The sequence below is a fragment of the Pelagibacterium nitratireducens genome, from assembly GCF_037044555.1.
GTDB classification, from domain to species: domain Bacteria; phylum Pseudomonadota; class Alphaproteobacteria; order Rhizobiales; family Devosiaceae; genus Pelagibacterium; species Pelagibacterium nitratireducens.
The window spans coordinates 2,651,015-2,672,174 of the sequence record NZ_CP146275.1 but is presented as its reverse complement, the minus strand read 5'-3'; the positions used below and the strand labels follow the sequence as shown (position 1 = coordinate 2,672,174).

The window sequence follows — 21,160 nt, the reverse complement described above, 5'->3', positions numbered from 1 at the left end:
CAGACTATTTTCAAAAATTTACAGGAGATTGCTCATGGCTACGCGACAAACGGGACGCGAAGGCAGGGCGCCTATTGCGAAAGTTCTAATGGGAGGCGCGGTCGCCGCAGCCCTTATGCTTTCCACGAGCATGGTTGCTGCCCAGGTGACGCCGGTCGAGATCGAAAGCGGCGACAATTCGCTGTTTTCCTCGCGTGTGCTGACCACCGGTCTGGACAACCCATGGGCACTGCGCTGGGGCCCCGATGACATGATCTGGGTGACCGAGCGCACCGGCGGTGAAGTCACGCGTGTCGACCCGGTTTCGGGCGCCAAACAGGTGCTCCTCACTCTCGAGGACGTCTATACCGGCCCCCAGCATGAGGGTTTGCTCGGCATGGCGCTGCATCCCGAATTGCTCGAAGGCACAGGCAACGACTACGTCTATATCGGCTATACGATCAACAACGGCACTGCCGAAGAGCCCGATCCCTCGGCCCAGATCGTGCGCTATACCTATGACGAAAACCTCCAGCAGCTGGTCGATCCGATGATCCTGATCGAGGGACTGCCGGCCTGGAACGACCACAATGCCGGTCGCGTGGTGTTCGGTCCCGACGAAAAGATCTATTATTCCATCGGTGAACAGGGCGCCAATTTCGGCCGCAATTTCCGCCGGCCCAACCTGGCCCAGGCCCTTCCCACCCAGGACGAGGTCGAGAGCGAGGACTGGCACACCTATTCGGGCAAGATCCTTCGGCTCAACCTCGATGGTTCGATCCCCGAGGACAATCCCGAGATCGATGGCGTCAAGAGCCACATCCTGAGCTACGGTCACCGCAACCCGCAGGGGATCGCGTTCGGCCCCGATGGCACGCTCTATGAGGCCGAGCACGGTCCGGCCAGCGGCGATGAGCTCAACATCATCGAGCCCGGTGGCAATTATGGCTGGCCCAATGTGTCCGGCTTCATCGACGATCAGGCTTACACCTACATCAACTGGAGCGAAGCTCCCGAAGACGTCGACCAGAATACCGACCCGCTGCCCGACAGCGTGCCGCAGTTCGAGGAAAGCGATTTCGAAGGCGACATGGTCGATCCGCTGGCTGCCTATTTTGCCGTCGAAGACGACTATCCGATCGGCGAGATCTGCGGCTATATCTGCGACCCCACCATCGCACCGTCCTCGATCCTGTATTACGACGCGGGTGAAGACGGCATCACCGAATGGGACAATTCGGTGCTGATCCCGACCCTCAAGCACGGCACGCTCTATGTGCAGGCGCTGAGCGAAGACGGAACCGAGGCCGATGGCCTGCCGACAGCCTGGCTCTCGACCCAGAACCGCTATCGCGACGTCATCATTTCGCCCGACAACAAGACCGTGTTCATCGCAACCGATGCGTTCGGTTCGGCCGCACAGAAGTTCGGCGAAGGTCTCAACACCTCGGTGTTGCACAACCCCGGCTCGATCCTGATGTTCACCTATGGTGAAGAGGGCGGCGGCCTGGGCGGCGTTGTCGAAGGCAACGACTTCAACGCGAGCCCGCAGGCTGAAGCGGGCCCGGCCGAGTTCGAAGATCCCAACACGGGCAACGAACCTGCGCCGGCCGAGGATGATTCGGGCGACGAAGCGGCTGCCACGGGCATCACCAGCGAGTCCGACGTTGCCGAAGTCGCCAATCTGGGAGCGCCCAAATTCGCGGCCAACTGTGCCATGTGCCACGGTCCTGCCGGGCAGGGTGGCGCCGGTGCGGTCCTGGCTGGCAATGGCGAACTCGCCGATGCCGGCTTTGTGGCCAACACCATCGTTCACGGCTTTGGCTATATGCCCGCCTTCGGCAACCAGCTCAGCGATGACGACATCGCCGAGATCGGCACCTATATCCGCAATTCGTTCGGCAATGATTTCGGTATTCTGACCACCGAAGACGTTGCGGCGGCCCGCTGAGGCGGAACGCTTTTGAACCTCAGTTCTGAAAGGCGGGAGCGATCCCGCCTTTTTTTTGGTCCGTGTCGGAACGGTCCTGCACTCTGCGTCCTTGAAGGGTAATCACACAGGAGAACCATCATGGCCCAGCTCAAAGACAAGGTTTCGTCGGCCATCGTCGCGGTCAGCGACATCGAACGGGCGCGCACATTCTACAGCGAAACACTCGGCCTCGACCTAAAGGAGGACGGAATGGGCGGCGTTCTGGTCTACAGGACCGGCAGCACCCACCTGCTCGTCTATCCTTCGGACTTTGCCGGTACCAACAAGGCCAACGCGGTGGTGTTCGATTGCGGTGGCGATATCGAGGCGATTGTCGCCGACCTGCGCGACAAGGGCGTCACCTTCGAGCACTATCCCGATATGGGCGTCGATTATAAGGACGGCATCCACAGCGCGGGCGGGTTCAAGATGGTCTGGTTCAAGGACCCCGACGGGAACATTTTGCACCTCAACAGCGCCTGACTGAGCAGGGTCAACGGCTCTTGACCCCTATGCCGGAACGGGGGCCAGACCGGTCAGAAGAGCGCTGGTGTCCCACAGATCCCGGGCCCTTTGTGGGTCGTAGGATTCTGTCGAGGAGCGGATTTCCCGCAGGCCTTCAAAGTAGCGGCCATTGGTGTTTTCCAGGGCGGGATCGACAATGAGCCGGGCAAGGGCTGCGCCCGATTCCGTGGTGGAATGGATGTTGGGTGTGACGAGCCGGCGCATGAGGGGCAGGAGCCTGGGCAGCACCACCCGCCACAGAAAGCGGGCCGGCGCCGGATATTCGCGGGCAAGGCCCGTACCGGGCATCAGCCCCGGATCGAATGCGTTCGCTGTCGTACCAGCCGGAAGGCGCCGTGCAAGTTCGTAGGCGAAGTAGATGTTGGCAAGCTTTGAGGTTGAGTAGCGCCGGCCCCGGTCGGCGGCTTCATCGTCATTTCCGGCCTCGGGACCCATTTCTCCATGGGCAAGCTTTATGGGTTCGTTCCATGCCGGACCGGGCATTGTGGCTGCAAGGGCAGACGGAAGGGTCGCCAGTTGGGCACGATCATGCACGCCGCTGGCCACGATTGCGATGCGCGCCGAGGGGGCGAGCAGGGGAAGCATCAGATTGACCAGCAGGTAATGGCCCAGGTGGTTGACGCCGAATGTTCTCTCGTAGCCATCTGCCGTCAGCCCGCGAGCGCCCTGAAAGCCAGCATTGCAGACGAGCCCTTTGACGGGCGGCAAACTGCCCGCCGCCAGCCGGCGATCCAGTTCTTCGGCAAAGGCGCGCACCGAAGCCAACGACGCCAGATCGAGCATCATCGCTTCGACATTCGCGCCGTTCTGCGGCGCTGCCTGCCGCAGCGCTTCGACCGCAGCGCGGGCCCGCACTGCGTCCCGGGCGGCAATGACCACGTGCAGGTCGGGTGAATTGGCTAGAAGAGCTTTGGCGCACGCCAGGCCCAGTCCTGAATTGCCCCCGGTGATGATGACGGTCTGTTGATGTTGCATGCTGATCTCCATTGGCCTTGCGGCGGGACTGGAGACCAGCTAGTAACCCAGGAGTAAGGTCCATGGTCAATGGAAGAAAATGCTTATTTCCGAATTTGCCCGCCGCACGGCGCTCAGCGTCGACACCGTCCGCTATTACGTCCGGGCCGGCCTGATGACGCCTCAGCAAGGCACCAGGGGCGGGCGGAACCCGTATCAGGAGTTCTCAGAGGCCGACATCCGGGTCGCCGACGTCATCAGGTTTGGCCAGGCGCTGGGGATGTCGCTCAAGGAAATTTCCGCGGTCTTGCATGCCCCTTACGAGAGCCAGCTCGAAATCCTCAAGGAGCGCCGCGACGATTTGCGGGCGCGCGGCGAAGACCTGCTGCGACTCGCCCGCTACCTTGATGAGAAAATCGAATGGATCAATGCAGGCTCGCACGGTGATCCACCCGAACTCGAGCATCCCAGCCTGAAATACGCCGCCGCGGACGGTTGCGATTGAAACCGGCGCAGCGTCAAGGCATGGAAAGCTTGAAGGCGTGGGCCGTTGGCGAGGGAACAATCGCACAATTTGCCCCCAACGCCGGCATTCATGCCAGAGGCGACACAACTGGAATCAGTTGGTCAATGACGACGGGTGCACTCGATCATCACGGGTCGGCCGATCAACGAAGGCCATGTCCACCGTGTTCGAATAGGAAGGTGTCCTGGGTGCCGGCGCCGGGATGCGGTAAGTATTGGCCGCCGGCGATTGCAGATGGCGTTCGAGCAGGGAAAGGATTGCTGTGTCGTCCTCTGCATCGAATTTGCGCGCGAAAAGATCGGGGCTTTGTTGGAGTTGGTCGAGATCTTTCTCGCCGTAATTGCGCGGGCGCAGCTTGATATCGCCATCGGGAACCCAGTCGATCATGCGCAAATCGTCGTTCATGACGATGCCCTGGTCGCCGCTGTTCATGATCACGGTCTGGAAAAACGCTTCGTCCGCGATGAAGCTGTTCCGATAGAACGTCTTGAACCGGTCGGCCCGGGGATCATGACAGACAAATTCGCAAAAGCTGCGGGTGACGGCTTTCCACTGAGTCCCAATAAACGGCGTATCGCTTGACAGGAACGGGCGGGCAACGCCGGTTGCGGTCATCTTTCCCTGCTCTTCGACGAAGAGATGGCTGATGCGGTTGAGAGTGTCGGGACGTTCCTTGCGCTGATCGAGCGCGCGAATGAACTGTTTGCCGGGATTGGCGGCGAAGAACTCGCGGATGTAATTCTGGCTCTTGAGCGGAAAATCCTGCCCAGAGAGATTGATGTAATGGGTCCAGTGGCCGTCCATTTCGAGCAGGCGGGCCATGCCACGCAGTTCTGCATCGACCAGGCTGTATCCACCCCAGAGGGCATCTTGCGCCTCGAGCAGTTCCACGTCCTGATAGGGCTTGAGGAACGCTGCGATGTCCTCTGCCAACTCAGGGCCCGAACTCTTGTCCACGTGAATGACATATTGATTGCCAGGCAGGTAAATCGCCTTGAAGAGACGTTTGAACTGCGCGGGATAACGGTGAACCAGCACAAAATAGGCGATCATCAGGCGTACCTCTACAGATCGCCGCCCCCAGCTGTCGAAACCCTGGAGCACAACGATTGCGTTTCCTGTCTCAGGAAAACCAATCAAATCTATTTCTGATCGCAAAGAGACAACGCCGGACAGAATTGCGCTCCGATGAGCGGCACAGCGTATTGCAATATATGGTGATCGGACGCTGCCGTTACAAGGAGCGCTGATGCAATGGCAAAGGGGCGGGTGTTGTCCCGCCCCTCGCAACCCTCTTATGAGGCCGGCGTTTTCTCGCTCAGTGCCCCTTCACCTTCCTGATCTCGCCCGATTTGATCTTGGCGAAGTACTGGTTCACCTCGCGCTTGACGACCGGCATCAAGAGGTAGAGCCCGATGATGTTGGGCAGGGCCATGGCAAAGATCATCGAATCCGAGAAATCGATGACCGGGCCAAGGCTCATCGAGGCGCCGATCACCACGAAGACGCAGAAGATGATCTTGAAGACATTTTCCTTCGTCTTGCCCTCGCCGAACAGATAGGTCCACGATTTGAGCCCGTAATAGGACCAGCTGAGCATTGTCGAGAAGGCGAACAACAGCACGGCCAGAGCCAGCAGATAGGGAAAGAAGCTGAACTGCGCGCCAAAGGCCGCCGATGTCAGCTCCACGCCCGTAAGCCCGGTGCTCAGCGCGCCGGTGAAGATGATGACCAGCGCGGTCATCGTGCAGATCACCACCGTATCGATGAACGGCTCGAGCAGCGAGACGATGCCTTCGGTGGCCGGCTCCTTGGTGCGCACCGCCGAGTGGGCGATGGCCGCCGAGCCGATGCCTGCTTCATTGGAGAACGCCGCCCGGCGGAACCCCTGGATCAGCGCACCGATCGCCCCGCCCGCAACGCCTTCGGGCGAGAACGCCCCGCCGATGATCTGGGAGAAGGCCCAGCCGAGCGAGCCGATGTTCATCAAGATGATGACCAGCGCCGTGCCCACATAGAGAACGCCCATGAGAGGCACGATCTTTTCTGTGACCTTGGCGATCGACTTGATGCCGCCGATGATCACGGCGCCGACGATCAGCGCCATGATGATGCCGAACAGCCAGCCAAAGCCGGCGAGCGGGCTGACATCGTTGCCGCCGGTGATGTTGACGAGCTGCTGGAAGGACTGGTTGGACTGGAACATGTTGCCCCCGCCCAGCGCCCCGCCGATGCAGCAGATGGCAAAGAAGATGGCGAAGAACTTGCCCAGCCCGGCCATGCCGCGCTCGGCCAGGCCCTTGGACAGATAGTACATCGGACCGCCCGAGACGCGCCCGTCGGGCAGCTCGTTGCGGTATTTGACGCCCAATGTGCACTCGGTGAACTTGGACGCCATGCCCAGAAGACCGGCCAGAATCATCCAGAAGGTGGCGCCCGGCCCCCCGACCGCGATGGCAACGCCGACCCCGGCGATGTTGCCCAGCCCCACCGTTCCCGACAGCGCGGTGGCGAGCGCCTGGAAGTGGGAGACCTCGCCGGCATCCTTGGGATCGGAATAATCGCCGCGCACAAGTGCGATGGCGTGACCGAACACCCTGAACTGGATGAAGCCGAAATAGACCGTGAAGATGGTCGCAGCGACCACCAGCCAACCCACGATGAGGGGGAAGTCGACCCCGGCGATGGGCACGGAATAGAAGATGACGCTGACGACCGCGTTGGAGATCGGCGAAATGGCGTCGTTGACCATCATGTCGACGGTGCGGGTGGTTTCCTCGATGGTTTCCTGAGCCTCGACGGCGGTTTCAGCGGCCTCCCCGGCCGCTTCCTGCCCGAAGGCGGGGAGGGCGAACAGCGGCAGCAGCAGCGCCAGTGCCAAAAGCAGTTTTCTCATTTCAATGTCCCCTTGAACGCTCACTCCGGGCCGTTTTGCCGTCGGCCGCGGGCGAAGTCTGGTTTTGTCTTGGGTGTCCCGCTTACGGAACCACGGTGACCGGCACCGTGGCGATCTGGACGAGCGCCATGGTCAACCCGCCCAAAAGGCGGTCGGTGAGTTTTCGCGAACCCTGGCGGCCGACAAAGATCTGCTTTGCCCCCGAGGATGCGGCGATGTCCGATATGATTTCACCGGCATGGCCGTAGCGCACCTCATGGGTGGTGGTGATGCTCATGGCGCGGTATTTTGCGGCAATGGGCTCGACGACCTTGGCGGCGCGAACCAGTTCCTCCTCACGCCGCTTGTGACGCTCGGCCAATTCTTCCTGGCTCAGGAAACTGTAAGGTGACCATTCGAGCACCAGCACAAGATGCAGCGTGGCCCCCGAGGTCTTGGCGAGATCGGCCGCAAGATCAGCGGCGCGCCCCGAAGCTTCGGTCCCGTCGAAGCCCACTATATAGATGTCCGACATCCATTTTCCCCTCAACTCGCCAGCACAAGTACGGATCGGATGAAGGGGGCTTCGCGCCGCAACAGGGCGCCATCTGGTTTTCTATTATCCGCAACAGCCCGGCATACCCATTTTGACCCCTTAACGACAAGTTAAGCGCAAATTGTCGCAGGAGTCTTCAATTATCGATCCGGGGGGCTCCGGGCTGGGGAAATCATGGCGCCCGATACGCATTCGGCGGCGGGTTTTCCACAAGGCCGGCGCCGGGCCGTGGACTTGCCCTCGCCTTTGCAACCTGCGCAAAATCGGCTCCTGAAATCGAAAAGAGTGTACCCGATGACCGCGGCTCTGCATCTTCATCGCCAAATCCTGGGGGATCGATTATCCCGCCTTGTTTTCCGACGCCCATCCGGGCGATCTGAAAGGACTTTCAAATGAGCGAATTTACCATCGAGCGCGAGGATGGTGAGGGCAAGGGGCGCTATGTGGTCCGCATCGACGGGCATGAAGCGGAGATGACCTATACCATGGTGGGCACGCGCCAGCGGATTATCGACCATACCGGCGTGCCCGATGCCCTGCGGGGACGCGGGGTGGGCGAGGCGCTGGTGCTGCGCGGCATCGAGGACGCGCGCGCCGAGGGGGTCAAGATCATCCCGCTGTGCCCGTTCGCCAAGGCCCAGATCGAACGCCATCCCGAATGGCAGGATGTGGTGCGGGGGTACGATGCGGGAATAAAAAACCGGTAACACCCCCTCGCTGTCCCGGGCTCGACCCGGGATCCGGTGACCGGCAGAGCCAGTGGTTCGGTCATAGCCGCCGAGTGTACTGGACCCCGGCTCAGGGCCGGGGTGACAGGGAAGGGTTGGCGGTGTCGGGGGCCAGGGCAGGCGCTCTACGCCCGGACGGCTTCCACCTTCTTTTTGCGCCAGTCGCGTTTGGAGGCGGCGATGATGACGCGCTGGAGGACGATGAAGCCGAACAGCAATCCGCCGATGACGATCTTGGTCCACCAGCTCGAGAGCGTCCCGTCGAAAACGATGTAGGTCTGGATCATCCCCTGGATGAAGACGCCAACCAGCGAACCGAGCATGAAGCCGAACCCGCCCGACAGCAGCGTGCCGCCGATGACCACGGCGGCGATGGTATCGAGTTCGACACCGACGGCGGCCAGCGGGTAGCCCGAGGAGGTGTAGAGCGAATAGACCACGCCCGAGAGCCCGGCGAGAAAGCTCGAAACGGCATAAATCCCGATGGTGGTGCGGGCCACGGGGACACCGAGCAGGGCGGCGGACTGGGCATTTCCGCCCAGCGCATAAACGTAAGCGCCGAACCGGGTGCGGTGGCAGACCACGATGCCGATGGCAAAGACCAAAAGCATCAGCCCGCCATTGAAGGTGAGGCGCCCGCCGCCGGGCATGACGTAATAGAACTGGCGCACCCAGGTGTAGAAATCATGGCTGACCGAGATCGAATCCTGGGTGAGCAGGAACGTCAGCCCGCGCGCCAGGAACATGCCGGCCAGGGTGACGATGAAGGGCGGGACTTCCAGATAATGGATCATGGCGCCCATCGACGCGCCGAACAGGGTGGTGGCCAAGAGCGTTATGGCGAAGGCGGGCAGGGGGTGGATGCCGAGCTGGGTGACCAGCACCGCGATCAGCACCGAGGAAAAGGCGATGACCGAGCCCACCGACAGATCGATGCCGCCCGACAAAATGACGAAGGTCATGCCGACCGCAGCGACGCCGAGAAAGGCGTTGTCGGTCAGGAGATTGCCCAGAACGCGCGTGGAAAACAGCGCCGGGAACTGCATGACGGCCAGCCCATAGGCGAGGACGAAAATGGTGATGGTGGCGATCAGCGGCCAGTAGCGTGGGTTCATCTCGAGCTGACCTCAGGGCGTTTGGTGCGGGAGCGGGTGGCGAAGTGCCAGAGGCGACCGGCCAGCGGCGATTGGACGATCAGGATGATGATGATGAGCGCGGCCTTGACCAGAAGGTTGAATTCGGGCGGGAAGCCCGAGACCAGAATGCCGGTGTTCATGGCCTGAATGATCAGCGCGCCGATCACCGACATGGGAATGGAAAACCGCCCACCCATCAGCGATGTGCCGCCGATGACCACGGCGAGAATGGCATCGAGTTCGAGCCAGAGCCCCACATTGTTGGCATCCGCGCCGCGAATGTCGGCGGCGGCGATGATGCCGGAAATGGCCGCGCAGAAGCCGGCGAAGGCGTAAACCCCAATGAGCAGCGAACGGGCGCGCAGGCCCGCATAGGACGAGGCCGAACGGTTGATGCCGACCGATTCGATGAACAGGCCCAAAGCTGTCAGGCGCATGACCAGTGTGGTGATGAGGGCAAGGACCAACATGATGATGATGGGGGTCGGCAGCCCGAGGATGGAGCCCGAGCCTAAAAAGATCAGGCCCGGATCGTTGAAGGTGACGATGAAACCTTCGGTGATGGTTTGGGCGATGCCGCGCCCGGCGACCATGAGGATCAAAGTGGCGATGATCGGCTGCAGGCCGAGCACGGCGACAAGGGCGCCGTTCCACAGCCCGCACAGAAGCCCGACGCCGAGCGCGGCGCCAACCACGACAATGAGCGCATTGCCATCGCCCTGCACCATTGTGGCGGCGACCGCCCCGGCAATGGCCATCACCGCCCCGACCGAAAGATCGACCCCGCGCGTGGCGATGACGGCGGTCATGCCGATGGCCAGAATGGCGACCGGGGCGCCGCGATTGAGCACGTCGATCAGCGAGCCATAGACCCGGCCATCGCGGATGAAGAGGTTGAAGAACCCGGGAAACAGGATCCAGTTGATGAGCAGGATGGCGATCAGCGCAACAAATTGCGGTTTGACGACCGAAAAGATCGAGCGGGTCATTGGGGCCTTGCCTCGGGCTCGCTGGCGATCATTTCCATGATCGCCTTGGTGTTGATTGCCTCGCCCGTCAGCTCCCCGGCTATGGCGCGCTCGCGCAGGACGAGAACGCGGGAGGAATAGGCGGTGATTTCGTCGAGCTCGGAGGAAATGACGAACAGGCTCATGCCGTCATCGCACAGCCTGTTGATCATCTTGATGATTTCGGCGTGGGCGCCGACGTCGATGCCGCGGGTGGGTTCGTCCAGGATCAGGAGCTTGGGATTTGTCGCCAGCCAGCGCGCGAGGACCACCTTTTGCTGATTGCCGCCCGAAAGGAATTTGACCGGCTGTTCGGGGCCGGTGCAGCGGATATCGAGCGCCTTGATGTAGCGATCGGCCAACTCGGCCTGTTCGGTGCGGCTCATGGGCCTGGTCCAGCCGCGATGGGCCTGGAGCGCCAGCATGATGTTTTCGCGCACGGTGAGATCGCCCACGATGCCGTCGAGCTTGCGATCCTCCGGCGCAAAGGCGAAGGCGAGCGCAATGGCGTCGCGCGGTTCGCGCAGCGTGGCGGGCTGGCCCGCGACGGTCAATTGGCCGCTGTCGGGCCTGTCGATGCCGAACAACAGGCGCGCCATTTCCGTGCGGCCCGACCCGAGGAGGCCCGCAACGCCAACGATTTCGCCCCTGTGCAGATCGAGATCGAACGGGGCAGCCTTGCCGGTAAGCGAATAGTTCTTGAACGAGGCGTAAAGTTCGCCGGGCTGGCGGGTGACCCCGATGCGCATGGCGTCCTCGTGTTCGAGCGCCTCGCCCAGCATCATGGTGACAAGGTCCATGCGGCCTAGCCCTTCGATGGGGCGCGAACCGACGCGGCGGCCATTGCGCAGCACCGTGACACGGTCGGCGATGTCATAGACCTGATCGAGGAAGTGGGTGATGAAAACGATCGCCATGCCCTGGGATTTGAGCTGCCGGACGATCTCGAACAGGATTTCGACCTCGTGCTGGTCAAGGCTCGCGGTCGGTTCGTCAAGGATCAGAACCTTGCCCGAAATATCGACGGCGCGGGCGATGGCGACGATCTGCTGGACGGCGACTGAAAAGCTGTCGAGCTGGGCGCCGGGATCGATTTTCAGATCGTAGCGGGAGAGGAGGGCGCGGGCGTCGCGCTGCATCTTTTTTGTGTCGAGCAGTCCCCATTTCATGGGCTGGCGGCCGATATAGAGATTGTCGGCGACGCTCATATTGGGGAGGAGGTTGACCTCCTGATAGACTGTGCCGATGCCCATTTCCTGCGCGTGGCGGGTATCGCGCGGATGAATGGGGGCGCCATCGAGCGTGATGGTGCCGGCGTCATGGGTGTAGGCGCCGGTGAGGATCTTGATCAGGGTCGATTTGCCCGCGCCGTTCTCGCCGAGCAGGGCATGAACCTCGCCGGGGAACAGTTCGATGCCGACCTCGTCGAGGACCTTGTGGGAGAGAAAGGATTTCGCAATTCCCGAGGCGGCGAGGATGGGGGCGGGTTGGGGCATAAGGGTCTCGTATTTGGACATTGGCCGTAAGAGCGGGCGCCGCGCTCCTCATCGGACCTCTGTTTCGCCTCGGGCGAGGTGTGGGCGGGGGAGCGAAGGGCTCCCCCGCTTGGGATCAATACCCCAGATCGCGGCGGCGTTCGGCTTCGCCTTCAGGATCGTCCTCGGCCGTATAGAGCTTGGACTCGGTGATGATGAACTTTTCGGGTTCGACACCATCGTTGAGATAGGCGGCCAGCGCCTCGAAAGCGGGACCGGCCATGTTGGGGGTGAGCTCCACCGTGGCATTGGCATCGCCCGCCGCAATGGCGGTGAAGATATCGGGGACGGCGTCGATCGAGACCACCAGAATGTCTTCGCCCGGGTTCAGGCCCGCTTCGCTGATGGCCTGGATGGCGCCCACGGCCATATCGTCATTGTGGGCGTAAAGGGCGCAGATGTCCTGGCCGCCGTTTTCGGCGCGCAAAAAGCCTTCCATCACCTGCTTGCCCAGGGCGCGGGTGAAATCGCCGGTCTGGGAGCGCACGATCTCGATATTGTCGTGTTCGGCGATGGCTTCTTCAAAGCCCTGCTTGCGGTTGATGGCGGGCGAGGAGCCCACGGTGCCCTGAAGTTCGACGACGCGGCAGTCTTCGTCACCGACCGTTTCGGCCAGCCACTCGCCCGCAACGCGCCCTTCAAGGACCTGATCGGATGCGACGGAGGTGAGATAGAGATCTTCGGGCGCCTCGATGCCGCGGTCGAGCAGCACCACGGGAATGTCGGCGTCTTTGGCCTCGCTCAGAACCTCTTCCCAGCCGGTGGCGACCACGGGGGCGAGCAGGATGGCATCGACGCCCTGCGCGACGAACGAGCGGATGGCGCGAATCTGGTTTTCCTGGCGCTGCTGGGCGTCCGAGAACTGCAGGTTGACGCCCCATTCTTCGGCCTGCTGGCGGGTGACCGAGGTTTCGGCGGCGCGCCAGCCCGATTCCGAGCCGATCTGCGAGAAGCCGATGGTCATGCCTTCAAGGCCTTCCTGCGCCATGGCGGCGGACCCCAGTAGGGCAAATGTGCTCACGCCGAGCGCAAGCTGCTTGAACAATTTCATGAATTTTTCCTCCTGATGGCGCCGACCAGAGCCTCCCCCTGGCCGTGCCGCGGAAAGGAAGATTGCATATAGTATTACTATATGTAAAGCCCGAAAAACTTGTGCACCGGGGAACATTAAAGCCCGGAATTGCGGCCTGTTATCGGTTACATTTTGCCCATAGCGGCCGGCATGGGCCGCCGAAGACGGAGGAGGAAAGCGATTGGAAAGGCCAAAAATAGGTCAAAAAGTATGACTAAATTGGTCGCGCCGTTGAGCGCGCAAGCGCAGGGATGCGGGCACAAAAAGCCGCATTGGCTTTTTTCGCCTTTGCTGTAAAAGCGCTGGGATCGGAATGGCGGGAAAGCGTGGGCATGGGCCTTGCACGCGACATTGGCACAGAAATCATCAAGGCGCTGGCCGTGCTGGCGGTGGTGTTTCTCTCGTTCGCCCATCAGCCCATTGTTCTCGACGTGCCCGATGACGGTTTTTCAGTCTCGGTGGCCGATCTTTCGTTCTGCGGCGGAGCGCCCGACGAAGACGGCGGCGGCCACGCGCCATGCCATGCCTGCCGGGCCGGCATCGCCGATCTGCCGCCGGTGCCCTGCGTGTCCGAGCCTGCCTATGCCCGGTTTGCGCGGGCTCGATTTACGCTTGCCGACGATCTGGTGGTCGAACAGCACCCGTTCTCGATCCACAAGTCGCGGGCGCCGCCGGCTCTGGCCTGAACCCAAAAATACCGTTCAGTCCTCTATTATGCTGGAGATCACTCATGATCCGCATCGCTTCCCGCGCGGCGCTTGCCGCCGCTTCCGCACTTGCCATCGCATCGCCCGCCATGGCGCATATGAGTTTCGAGACCGCGCAATCGGCGCCCGGTGAACAGTTCCGGGGTGTGCTGGTTCTGCCCCATGGTTGCGACGGCGCACCAACCGATACAATTCGCGTCACGCTGCCTCACGGCTTTACCGATGTGAGCGCCGAGGCCAAGGACGGCTGGACGCTGGAAACGCCTGGCAATGATGGCGACGTCAGCCAGATCGTCTGGTCAGGCGGTGCGGTGCCCGATGACGGGCACGAGACCTTCGCCTTTACCGGCACGTTCGCGGACGATCTGCCCGAGACCGATATTCTGTTTGCCGTCGAGCAGATGTGTGGCGATGTCGCGCTGGGATGGGAGCCGGCGGTGAGCCTGGGCGACGCACCGGCCGATCACGGACACCATGGCGGCGACACCATCACGGTTGGCGCTCTGGAACTGTCCGGCGCCTTTACCCGCGCCACATTGCCCAACGCGCCGGTTGGCGGGGGCTATGTGACGATCACCAACACGGGGGACGAGGCCGACCGGCTGGTCTCGGCGCAATCGTCGTTTTCGCCCGATGTGCAGATCCACGAAATGGCGGTGGTCAACGACGTGATGGACATGCGGCAATTGCCCGAGGGGCTCGAGATTCCGGCCGGTGAGACGGTGACGCTGGCCCCGGGCGGGCTGCACATGATGTTCATGAACATTTCCCAGCCCTTCGTTCAAGGCGAGAGCGTGCCGGTGACGCTGGTGTTCGATAGGGCCGGGGCGGTCGAGATCGACCTGGCGGTGCAGGCCTTCGGGGCATCGGGCATGGATATGTCCAGCCATGAGGGGCACTGATCCGATGGCCAATTCGATGCTTCACACAGTGCGGATCGTGCTCTGGACCCTTGTCGTGGTTGCGGCCGCCGGGGCAGGGGTTCTGTGGTATTCGACCCAGATGCGTCCCGGCCCCTCCACCCAGCTGGCGGCGGCGCCCGAAGGCCAATACGGAGCCGGGGACTACCAGCTTGTCGACCATACCGGGGCGCCGGTGGACCAGACGGTGTTTACCGGAAAGCCCTCGATGGTGTTTTTCGGGTTCACCCATTGCCCCGATGTGTGCCCGACCACGCTCGCCGACATGCAGCACTGGTACGCCGAACTGGGCGACGACGCCGATGCGGTGAACGGTTTTTTCGTCTCGGTCGATCCCGAACGCGACACGCCTGAGGTGCTGGGCGAATATGTGGGCTGGGTATCCGAGCGGATCACCGGGATCACCGGCGAGCCCGCGGAAGTCGACAAGATCATCGATGCCTGGGGCGTGTTTGCCGAAAAGGCGCCGCTCGAGGGCGGCGGGTATAACGTCAACCACACGGCGTCCGTGTTCCTGATCGACAGTGCCGGGCAATTGTTCGGCACCATCGCCTATCAGGAAAACCCCGATGCGGCGCTGGGCAAGATCCGGCGGCTGATCGCCGAGGGCTGATCGCGAACCATGTCTAGAGTATCCGTCTTGATCAAGCGCTTTTTGGCTGCCAGTTGCGGTCCTGTTTGATGAGAGCGTTTGCGAGTTCGATGAGCTTTCGCATCAGGGCAGTCAGGGCGAGTTTTGGGGGTTTTCCTGCACCGATCATGGCGTTGTATTTTTGTTTGAGGTCGGGATTGTATCGGGCTGCGACCAGAGCTGGCATATAGAGGGCGTCCCGCAGGATCTTGCGTCCACCCTGAATGAAGGCCTTTCCGCGCCATTGTCCCGACTGCCGTGTCATGGGGGCGAGACCTGCGAGGCTTGCGGCCTGTTTTGAGGTCATGGTTCCGACTTCGGGGCATTCGACCAGGATGGCAGCCGCGGTGATCGGCCCCACTCCGGGAATGGACCGCACGATATCGAAGGCCCGGGCCCGGTTGGGGCACTGGCGCACGAGCCGTAGCACCTCACCGTCCAACTCGGCGAGTTGCCGCTTGATCTGATCGAGCCTTGACTTGGTCTGGCGCCTGGTCAGGGCCAAGGTCTGTGTCTTTTGCCGGTTCAACAGGCGTGTACGGTCCTTGATAAGCGCCATGCGCGCGATCTGCAATTCTTTGAGAACGTGTTGATTTTCAGGCTGGGGTCCATTGGGGATAAGATCGAATGCGACGCCCATGGCAGCCAGCATACGCGCATCGACGGCATCGGTCTTGGCCCGGGTTCCCCGTGCCTGGGCAAATCGGCGTGCCTGCAGGGGATTGACCTTGACCAGGGGCAGGCTTGCGGCCAATGCGCGCTCGAAGACTGCGTGATAGGGACCGGACGCTTCATAGACGATCAGATCGGGGCGTTGTGCCCCAATCCAATTGCGCAGGGCGCGCAGACCGGTGGGGGAATTGGCAAACCGGGCCGTCTCACCGGTCTTGGCGCGATGGGCGTCGAGATTGGCTTTCGAGATATCAATGCCGATGCTATCCTTGGTCATCTTCGCGTGTCCTATGCTTGTCCTAGAGGGCTTTACGCCGCTCTGTATCCGTTCAGGCCTCAGGCGAAGACGGCGGTCGATCACACTCTAAAACGGTCCATCACGACCAAGCCATCACCGATCCAACCGCCGCCAGTGCGCGCCATAAAGCAGATGGCGCCCACTGGCCCTTTAATCGCACAAGAGCCGGATCTGTCATAAGACAAGCCGTTCAGGATTTGATTGACTCAAATCCTTTGCTCTAAACCCTTGTTTTATCGCGTGTCCGAACCGCAAAACCGTTTCCACTTTTGCTGGACACGCTCTAGCGACAAAGCCTCGCCGGCAATTCCGGCGGGGCTTTTTTGTGCTGAAACGCTAAAGCGAATACTCGACGTTGCGGGCGGCCTGTTCGTAAATGCCCGAAAGTGCATGCAGGATCGAGGCGAGATGTTCGAGATCGACCTCGCTCGAGGACAGCATCGAGAGCGAGCGGATGAGATATTTGCGCCGCACGGCCTTGTAGCGATCGATCACCTCGCCGCCCGCCGGCGTGGCCGAATAGAAGGTTTCCTTGCCCTGCTTGCGGCTCTGGACGTAGCCGGCCTTGGCCAGCTTGCGCAGGGCGTAGGACACCAGATGCGTGTCCTCGATCTTGATCGAAAAGCAGATGTCGGCGATCCGCTTGGGACGCTCCTTGCCCGATACCTTGTGCAATACAAGCAGTTCGAGAGCCGAATAGCCCTTCATCCCCGCCGCAGCGCCGCAGCGCACGACCCACTGCTCGAAAGCGTTCTTGGAGACGCTGAGCGCCTGCTCGAACTGGGTCATGAGCTGGGAATTTTCCATGATCACGGCATCGGTGTCCAGGTCGGACTTCGGAGACATCACACCCTCCAGGCTGATTAACACTTACCATCTCCTCTAGCAGATTTTTTGTGGTTTGCGCTGCCATACAATGTTTGTTTTTGGTGCGCAATCAATAAGCATTATGCACCTATATTGGGCACTTATTGAATGCAAATTACCGTTGAAATGTATTTAGAATGATGCAAGCGTAAGGAGGTACACGGCCTTCGGGTCGCAAAGCGAGGAAAAGTGACTATGAAGTTTGTACCCAACCGGGATGGTTTGATGCAGTTGGCAAAGGCACATGGCCTTGATGCCCTGATTGCCATGAGCCCGGAAAATTTCACCTACGTGACCGGCGCCTATGTGCTGACCGTCAAGCAGATCCGACCGCGCCAGGCCTTCGCCGTGCTGCCGGTCAACGCCGACCCCTTCGCCGTGATCTGCAAGATCGAGGAGGGAACCACCCGGTCGGAAAGCTGGATCACCGACCTGCGCACCTATATCGAATTTGCCGACAATCCCATCGACATGCTGATCGAGGCGCTCAAGGGCGCCGGCCTGGGCAAGGGGCGGCTTGGCATGGACCTCGATTATCTGCCCGCCAGCTCGCATGCGCGGCTGATGGCGGCGCTGCCGGAGCTGACGCTGGTCAACACCACAGAAGAGATCGCCGCCGTCCGCGCCATCAAGACCGACATGGAAGTGGACCTGCTCGAAAAGACCACAAAGCAGACCCACCAGGCCGTGCTCGATGCCATGGCCGCGGCAAAGCTCGGGGATTCCGAGCGCCGGATGGCCGACCGGATCGCCACCAACATCATCCAGGGCGGCGCCGACGGCACGCTGTTCATGTGCTTTTCGAGCGGTGAACGCACCGCCGAGCCGCACCACATCGCCGAGATCGACAAATTCCCCCAGGAAGGCGAAACGATCCGGTTCGACGTGGGCGGCACGTATGGCGCCTATGCGAGCGATTTCGCCCGCACCTATTCGGCCGGCTCACCCTCCGACATGCAGAAACAGACCTATGCCGCATTGTGCGATGCCCAGAAGGCGACAATCGAAGCGGTAAAACCCGGCGTTCTGGCCGAAGATCTGTTTCACCTGTGCGTTGCCGAGTTCGACAAGCACGGCATCCCTTTCCACATGCCCCATATCGGGCATAGCTTCGGGGTGGAATTGCACGAAACCCCGATGCTGCGACCGGGCGACAAGACGCCGCTCAAGCCGGGCATGGTCATCAACATCGAGCCCGGCACCCGAGACGAGGATGGAGCGATGTATCACACCGAAGACCTTCTGGTGGTGACCGATACCGGCTTCAGGCTCCTCACACTCGGCCTGGCACCACGGGAGCTTCCCGTGATCGGCCAGACGATCACCTACTGAATTTCAAAGAGCTGCGGCTGAGGGGCCGTGGCTCTTTTTGAATGGGACATCAGAACAAAATCAAAGGAGAGAATATCATGGGTCTATCGCGCTTGTTGGGCACTGCCGCGCTTGTGGTTGCTGCCATGATGCCGGGTCTGGCCAATGCCCAGACCTTCCGGCTGGGTCATCACCACGCCGTTGGGGGCGCCGCCGATCTCGCGGCCAATCATTTTGCCGAACTGGTGGGGGAGATGAGTGACGGACGGATCACCATCCGGGTTTTCCCCGCCGCACAGCTTGGCCAGGAACGCGAGGCCTACGATCTGGTCAACCAGGGGGCGGTCGATATTTCCATCACCTCGACCGGCATCATCGATTCCGCCTATGCGCCGATGTCGATAACCTCGCTGCCCTTCGTGTTCCGCGACTGGGACCACGCCATGGACGCCTTTGCCGGCGAATTCGGTCAAAGGCTGACCGACGGCCTGCGTGAAGCGAGCAACACCGAAGTGCTTGGCTATTTCGGGCTCGGATTCCGCGATCTGCTGTTTACCGCCGATACGCCGCCGACCACCATGGCCGAAATGGACGGCATGACCATCCGTTCGCCCGAGAGCTACGTTTTTATCCGCATGTTCGAGTTGATGGGCGCCCGGCCCACGCCGGTGACCTGGGGCGAGGTTTATACAGCCATGCAGACCGGGGTTGCCGAAGGGCTCGATTCTCCGCCCGCCACGGCGCTCGACATGCATTTCGAGGAAGTGACCGGTTCCCTGCTCAAGACCGGGCACATGTTCGGCGCCATGCTGTTTGCCATGAACAAGCAGAAATTCGAGGCGCTGTCGGAAGACGATCAGGCGCTCATGAAGGAAGCGGGATTGCAGACGACATTGTGGCTCGACCAAGACGTGTCGATCCCGGCCGAAGAAGCGGCCTATGACCGGCTGACCGAAGCGGGCGTGACGGTGGCCGATCCTGCCGATCCGCAGGAATTCCGCGATGCGATGGCCCCCCTGATCGAGGAAATCCGGGCCCGTGGCGACGGGTCGGCCGAACTGCTCGACCTTCTGGCGGCCCAATGACCGAGCCGGTCTCCGACAAAAAGGACAGCCGCCCCGTGCGGCTGCTCCTTGCGGTCGGGTCGGCGCTGGTCGCAGCCATCGTCCTTCTGACCTTCATACAGGTTGTCCTGCGTTACTTTTTCGGCAATCCCCAGGCCTGGGCCGAGGAAGTCAGCCGCTACCTTTTTGTCTGGATTACCTTTCTGGGCATCGCCGTGGCCTTTTCACGCGATTCCCATATCCGTCTCGATGCGCTGGTCGGATTGTTGCCCGAGCGGCCATGGAGCGTGTTCGATAAATTCCGGCGACTTGTCGAGCTGGCGGCCATGGTCATGATGCTCTATTCGGGCGTGCTGGTGGCCTGGCAGTATCGTACGACGACATTTTATACGGTGCAGGGCGTGCCCCGCGTCGTGTTCTATCTCGCCGTTCCGGTGGGAGGGCTGATCGCGCTGGTCTATGTGGTGCGTGGGCTGATGACCCGCCACACCAAGGCCGAGACGACCCAGATGGAGGTGCTGTGATGGAGCTCGCAGTGCTTCTGGCCTCCTTTGTCGTGTTGCTGCTCACCGGCACCTCGGTGGCCGCCGCCATGCTGGTATCGGGGGTCCTCTCGCTGTTTGTGGGCGGGCTGCCCATCACCATCGTCGCCGAACGCATGCTGGGCTCGGTCAACTCCTATACGCTGCTGGCGGTGCCGTTTTTCATCTTCGCCGCCGTCATCATGAACCGGGGCGGGCTGACCGACCGGCTGTTGGGTGTTGCCAAGGTATTCGTGGGGCATCTGCCGGGCGGGACGGCACAGGTGGACGTGCTGGCCTCGATCTTTTTTGCCGGCATGTCGGGTTCGGCAACCGCCGACGCGGCTTCGCAGGGGCGCATCCTGATCCCGCATATGGAGCAGCAGGGCTATGACAAGGGCTTTGCTGCCGGCGTCAATTCGGCCTCGGCCACCATCGGGGCGATCATCCCGCCCTCGATCACCATGGTGATCTACGGGTCGGTGACCAATATCTCGGTCGGGGCCCTGTTTCTGGCCGGGATCGTGCCGGGGCTGATCGTGGGCATCGGCATGATGCTGGTGGTGTGGTTTCTGGCGGTGCGCCGGGGCTATCCGCGCGACGACTATACGCCCTGGACCAAGCGTATCTGGCCTGTGGTTTCGGCGATCCCGGCGCTTCTGGCACCGGTGCTGATCCTGGGCGGAATCTTCAGCGGCGCCACCACCCCGACAGAAGCCGGGGTGATCGCGTGCGCCTATGCCCTGTTTCTGGGTTTCGTGGTCTATCGCGAACTCAAACCCAAAGACATGCTGCCCATCCTTGCCGAAACGGTCGAGGCAACGGCGGTGCCGGTGTTCATCATCGCGGCGGGCTCGGTGTTCGGCTTTGCGCTGACCACTTCGGGGTTCGGCTTTTTGATGCAGGACTGGCTGCGGGCGGTGACCGACGATCCGCTGGTGTTCATGGTGATCGTCATCGGGCTGTTTCTGGTGATCGGGCTGTTTGTGGAAGGCACGGCGGCCATGCTGATCTTCGTGCCGATTTTCATGCCGCTCGTGGCGGGTTTCGGGATCGATCAGCTCCAGTTCGCCATGATCGTCATCATCACCATCATGGTGGGGACGATTACTCCACCGGTGGGGCTGCAATTGTTCATCGCCGCCGACATTGCCAAGATTTCGGTGTTCAAGGTCGATATCTGGCCGTTTGTGGCGATTACGATGGGGATTACCATTCTGATGGTGATCTTCCCGCAGATCGTGACCTTTTTGCCGGGTCTTATGCGGTGAGCCCATCACGGACCGGGCGGGGCGCAGGCCCCG

General features: G+C 61.5%; 21 protein-coding genes. 11 read left to right on the top strand and 10 right to left on the bottom strand.

Annotation, left to right across the window (positions count from 1 at the left end; translation table 11 throughout):
- The first annotated feature begins 34 nt into the window (after nucleotides 1–34).
- Complete coding sequence (locus tag V6617_RS13175; protein ID WP_338607418.1) at nucleotides 35–1,930, top strand: glucose/sorbosone family PQQ-dependent dehydrogenase; 1,896 nt, start codon at nucleotides 35–37, stop codon at nucleotides 1,928–1,930.
- A 120-nt stretch (nucleotides 1,931–2,050) separates the two neighbouring features.
- The gene (locus V6617_RS13170) at nucleotides 2,051–2,434 is read left to right on the top strand and encodes a VOC family protein (RefSeq protein ID WP_338607417.1); all 384 of its coding nucleotides are present in this window, start codon (nucleotides 2,051–2,053) and stop codon (nucleotides 2,432–2,434) included.
- Between the two features lie 27 nt (nucleotides 2,435–2,461).
- Here V6617_RS13170 and V6617_RS13165 read toward each other — a convergent pair whose 3' ends face one another.
- Nucleotides 2,462–3,451 carry an SDR family NAD(P)-dependent oxidoreductase gene (locus tag V6617_RS13165; RefSeq protein WP_338607416.1) on the bottom strand — a complete coding sequence of 330 codons (990 nt, stop codon included), beginning with the start codon at nucleotides 3,449–3,451 and terminating at the stop codon, nucleotides 2,462–2,464.
- A gap of 79 nt (nucleotides 3,452–3,530) precedes the next feature.
- Between V6617_RS13165 and V6617_RS13160 the strand changes: the two genes are divergently transcribed.
- A complete protein-coding gene (locus tag V6617_RS13160; RefSeq protein ID WP_338607415.1) occupies nucleotides 3,531–3,935 on the top strand; it encodes a MerR family transcriptional regulator in 405 nt (134 codons plus the stop codon).
- A gap of 114 nt (nucleotides 3,936–4,049) precedes the next feature.
- Here the strand turns inward: V6617_RS13160 and V6617_RS13155 are convergent, their stop codons facing one another.
- The 3 genes from V6617_RS13155 to V6617_RS13145 form a co-directional block, all read right to left on the bottom strand.
- A complete protein-coding gene (locus V6617_RS13155) occupies nucleotides 4,050–5,009 on the bottom strand; it encodes a beta-1,6-N-acetylglucosaminyltransferase (protein ID WP_338607414.1) in 960 nt (319 codons plus the stop codon).
- 265 nt (nucleotides 5,010–5,274) lie between these two features.
- Nucleotides 5,275–6,852, bottom strand: coding sequence for an alanine/glycine:cation symporter family protein (locus V6617_RS13150; protein WP_338607413.1), 1,578 nt, complete (start codon nucleotides 6,850–6,852; stop codon nucleotides 5,275–5,277).
- Nucleotides 6,853–6,934: 82 nt separating this feature from the next.
- Nucleotides 6,935–7,366 (bottom strand): universal stress protein, encoded by a 432-nt coding sequence (locus V6617_RS13145; protein ID WP_338607412.1) that lies wholly within the window; start codon nucleotides 7,364–7,366, stop codon nucleotides 6,935–6,937.
- A gap of 413 nt (nucleotides 7,367–7,779) precedes the next feature.
- Here V6617_RS13145 and V6617_RS13140 point away from each other — a divergent pair, with 413 nt between their 5' ends.
- The gene (locus V6617_RS13140; protein ID WP_338607411.1) at nucleotides 7,780–8,094 is read left to right on the top strand and encodes a GNAT family N-acetyltransferase; all 315 of its coding nucleotides are present in this window, start codon (nucleotides 7,780–7,782) and stop codon (nucleotides 8,092–8,094) included.
- Nucleotides 8,095–8,240: 146 nt separating this feature from the next.
- Here V6617_RS13140 and yjfF read toward each other — a convergent pair whose 3' ends face one another.
- The 4 genes from yjfF to ytfQ form a co-directional block, all read right to left on the bottom strand.
- The gene (gene yjfF, locus V6617_RS13135) at nucleotides 8,241–9,230 is read right to left on the bottom strand and encodes a galactofuranose ABC transporter, permease protein YjfF (protein WP_338607410.1); all 990 of its coding nucleotides are present in this window, start codon (nucleotides 9,228–9,230) and stop codon (nucleotides 8,241–8,243) included.
- Nucleotides 9,227–10,240: an ABC transporter permease gene (locus V6617_RS13130; RefSeq protein ID WP_338607409.1), complete on the bottom strand. Its 1,014-nt coding sequence runs from the start codon at nucleotides 10,238–10,240 to the stop codon at nucleotides 9,227–9,229. The genes yjfF and V6617_RS13130 overlap by 4 nt, the downstream gene beginning before the upstream one ends.
- Entirely contained in the window at nucleotides 10,237–11,754 is a 1,518-nt protein-coding gene (locus V6617_RS13125) for a sugar ABC transporter ATP-binding protein (protein WP_338607408.1), read from the bottom strand. Before V6617_RS13125 ends, V6617_RS13130 begins: the two co-directional genes overlap by 4 nt.
- Before the next feature lie 115 nt (nucleotides 11,755–11,869).
- The gene (ytfQ, locus tag V6617_RS13120; protein ID WP_338607407.1) at nucleotides 11,870–12,844 is read right to left on the bottom strand and encodes a galactofuranose ABC transporter, galactofuranose-binding protein YtfQ; all 975 of its coding nucleotides are present in this window, start codon (nucleotides 12,842–12,844) and stop codon (nucleotides 11,870–11,872) included.
- Between the two features lie 272 nt (nucleotides 12,845–13,116).
- On the opposite strand from ytfQ, the gene V6617_RS13115 reads away from it, so the two are divergent.
- Genes V6617_RS13115 through V6617_RS13105 form a run of 3 tightly spaced genes read left to right on the top strand, consistent with a single transcriptional unit; the run spans nucleotide 13,117 to nucleotide 15,105 of the window.
- On the top strand, nucleotides 13,117–13,551 hold the full coding sequence (locus V6617_RS13115) for a hypothetical protein (protein WP_338607406.1): 435 nt from the start codon (nucleotides 13,117–13,119) through the stop codon (nucleotides 13,549–13,551).
- 44 nt (nucleotides 13,552–13,595) lie between these two features.
- Nucleotides 13,596–14,474: a copper chaperone PCu(A)C gene (locus tag V6617_RS13110; protein ID WP_338607405.1), complete on the top strand. Its 879-nt coding sequence runs from the start codon at nucleotides 13,596–13,598 to the stop codon at nucleotides 14,472–14,474.
- Complete coding sequence (locus V6617_RS13105) at nucleotides 14,461–15,105, top strand: SCO family protein (protein WP_338607404.1); 645 nt, start codon at nucleotides 14,461–14,463, stop codon at nucleotides 15,103–15,105. The genes V6617_RS13110 and V6617_RS13105 overlap by 14 nt, the downstream gene beginning before the upstream one ends.
- A 31-nt stretch (nucleotides 15,106–15,136) precedes the next feature.
- Here the strand turns inward: V6617_RS13105 and V6617_RS13100 are convergent, their stop codons facing one another.
- Nucleotides 15,137–16,072 carry an IS110 family transposase gene (locus V6617_RS13100; protein ID WP_338607403.1) on the bottom strand — a complete coding sequence of 312 codons (936 nt, stop codon included), beginning with the start codon at nucleotides 16,070–16,072 and terminating at the stop codon, nucleotides 15,137–15,139.
- A 357-nt stretch (nucleotides 16,073–16,429) separates the two neighbouring features.
- Entirely contained in the window at nucleotides 16,430–16,939 is a 510-nt protein-coding gene (locus tag V6617_RS13095; RefSeq protein WP_338607400.1) for a winged helix DNA-binding protein, read from the bottom strand.
- 216 nt (nucleotides 16,940–17,155) lie between these two features.
- On the opposite strand from V6617_RS13095, the gene V6617_RS13090 reads away from it, so the two are divergent.
- The 4 genes from V6617_RS13090 to V6617_RS13075 all read left to right on the top strand — a co-directional run bounded on the left by V6617_RS13090 (nucleotide 17,156) and on the right by V6617_RS13075 (nucleotide 21,127).
- Nucleotides 17,156–18,292 carry a Xaa-Pro peptidase family protein gene (locus V6617_RS13090; protein ID WP_338607399.1) on the top strand — a complete coding sequence of 379 codons (1,137 nt, stop codon included), beginning with the start codon at nucleotides 17,156–17,158 and terminating at the stop codon, nucleotides 18,290–18,292.
- Between the two features lie 77 nt (nucleotides 18,293–18,369).
- Complete coding sequence (locus tag V6617_RS13085) at nucleotides 18,370–19,356, top strand: TRAP transporter substrate-binding protein (RefSeq protein WP_338607398.1); 987 nt, start codon at nucleotides 18,370–18,372, stop codon at nucleotides 19,354–19,356.
- Complete coding sequence (locus V6617_RS13080) at nucleotides 19,353–19,859, top strand: TRAP transporter small permease (protein ID WP_338607397.1); 507 nt, start codon at nucleotides 19,353–19,355, stop codon at nucleotides 19,857–19,859. The genes V6617_RS13085 and V6617_RS13080 overlap by 4 nt, the downstream gene beginning before the upstream one ends.
- Nucleotides 19,859–21,127 carry a TRAP transporter large permease gene (locus V6617_RS13075; RefSeq protein WP_338607396.1) on the top strand — a complete coding sequence of 423 codons (1,269 nt, stop codon included), beginning with the start codon at nucleotides 19,859–19,861 and terminating at the stop codon, nucleotides 21,125–21,127. Before V6617_RS13080 ends, V6617_RS13075 begins: the two co-directional genes overlap by 1 nt.
- Nucleotides 21,128–21,160 lie beyond the last annotated feature (33 nt).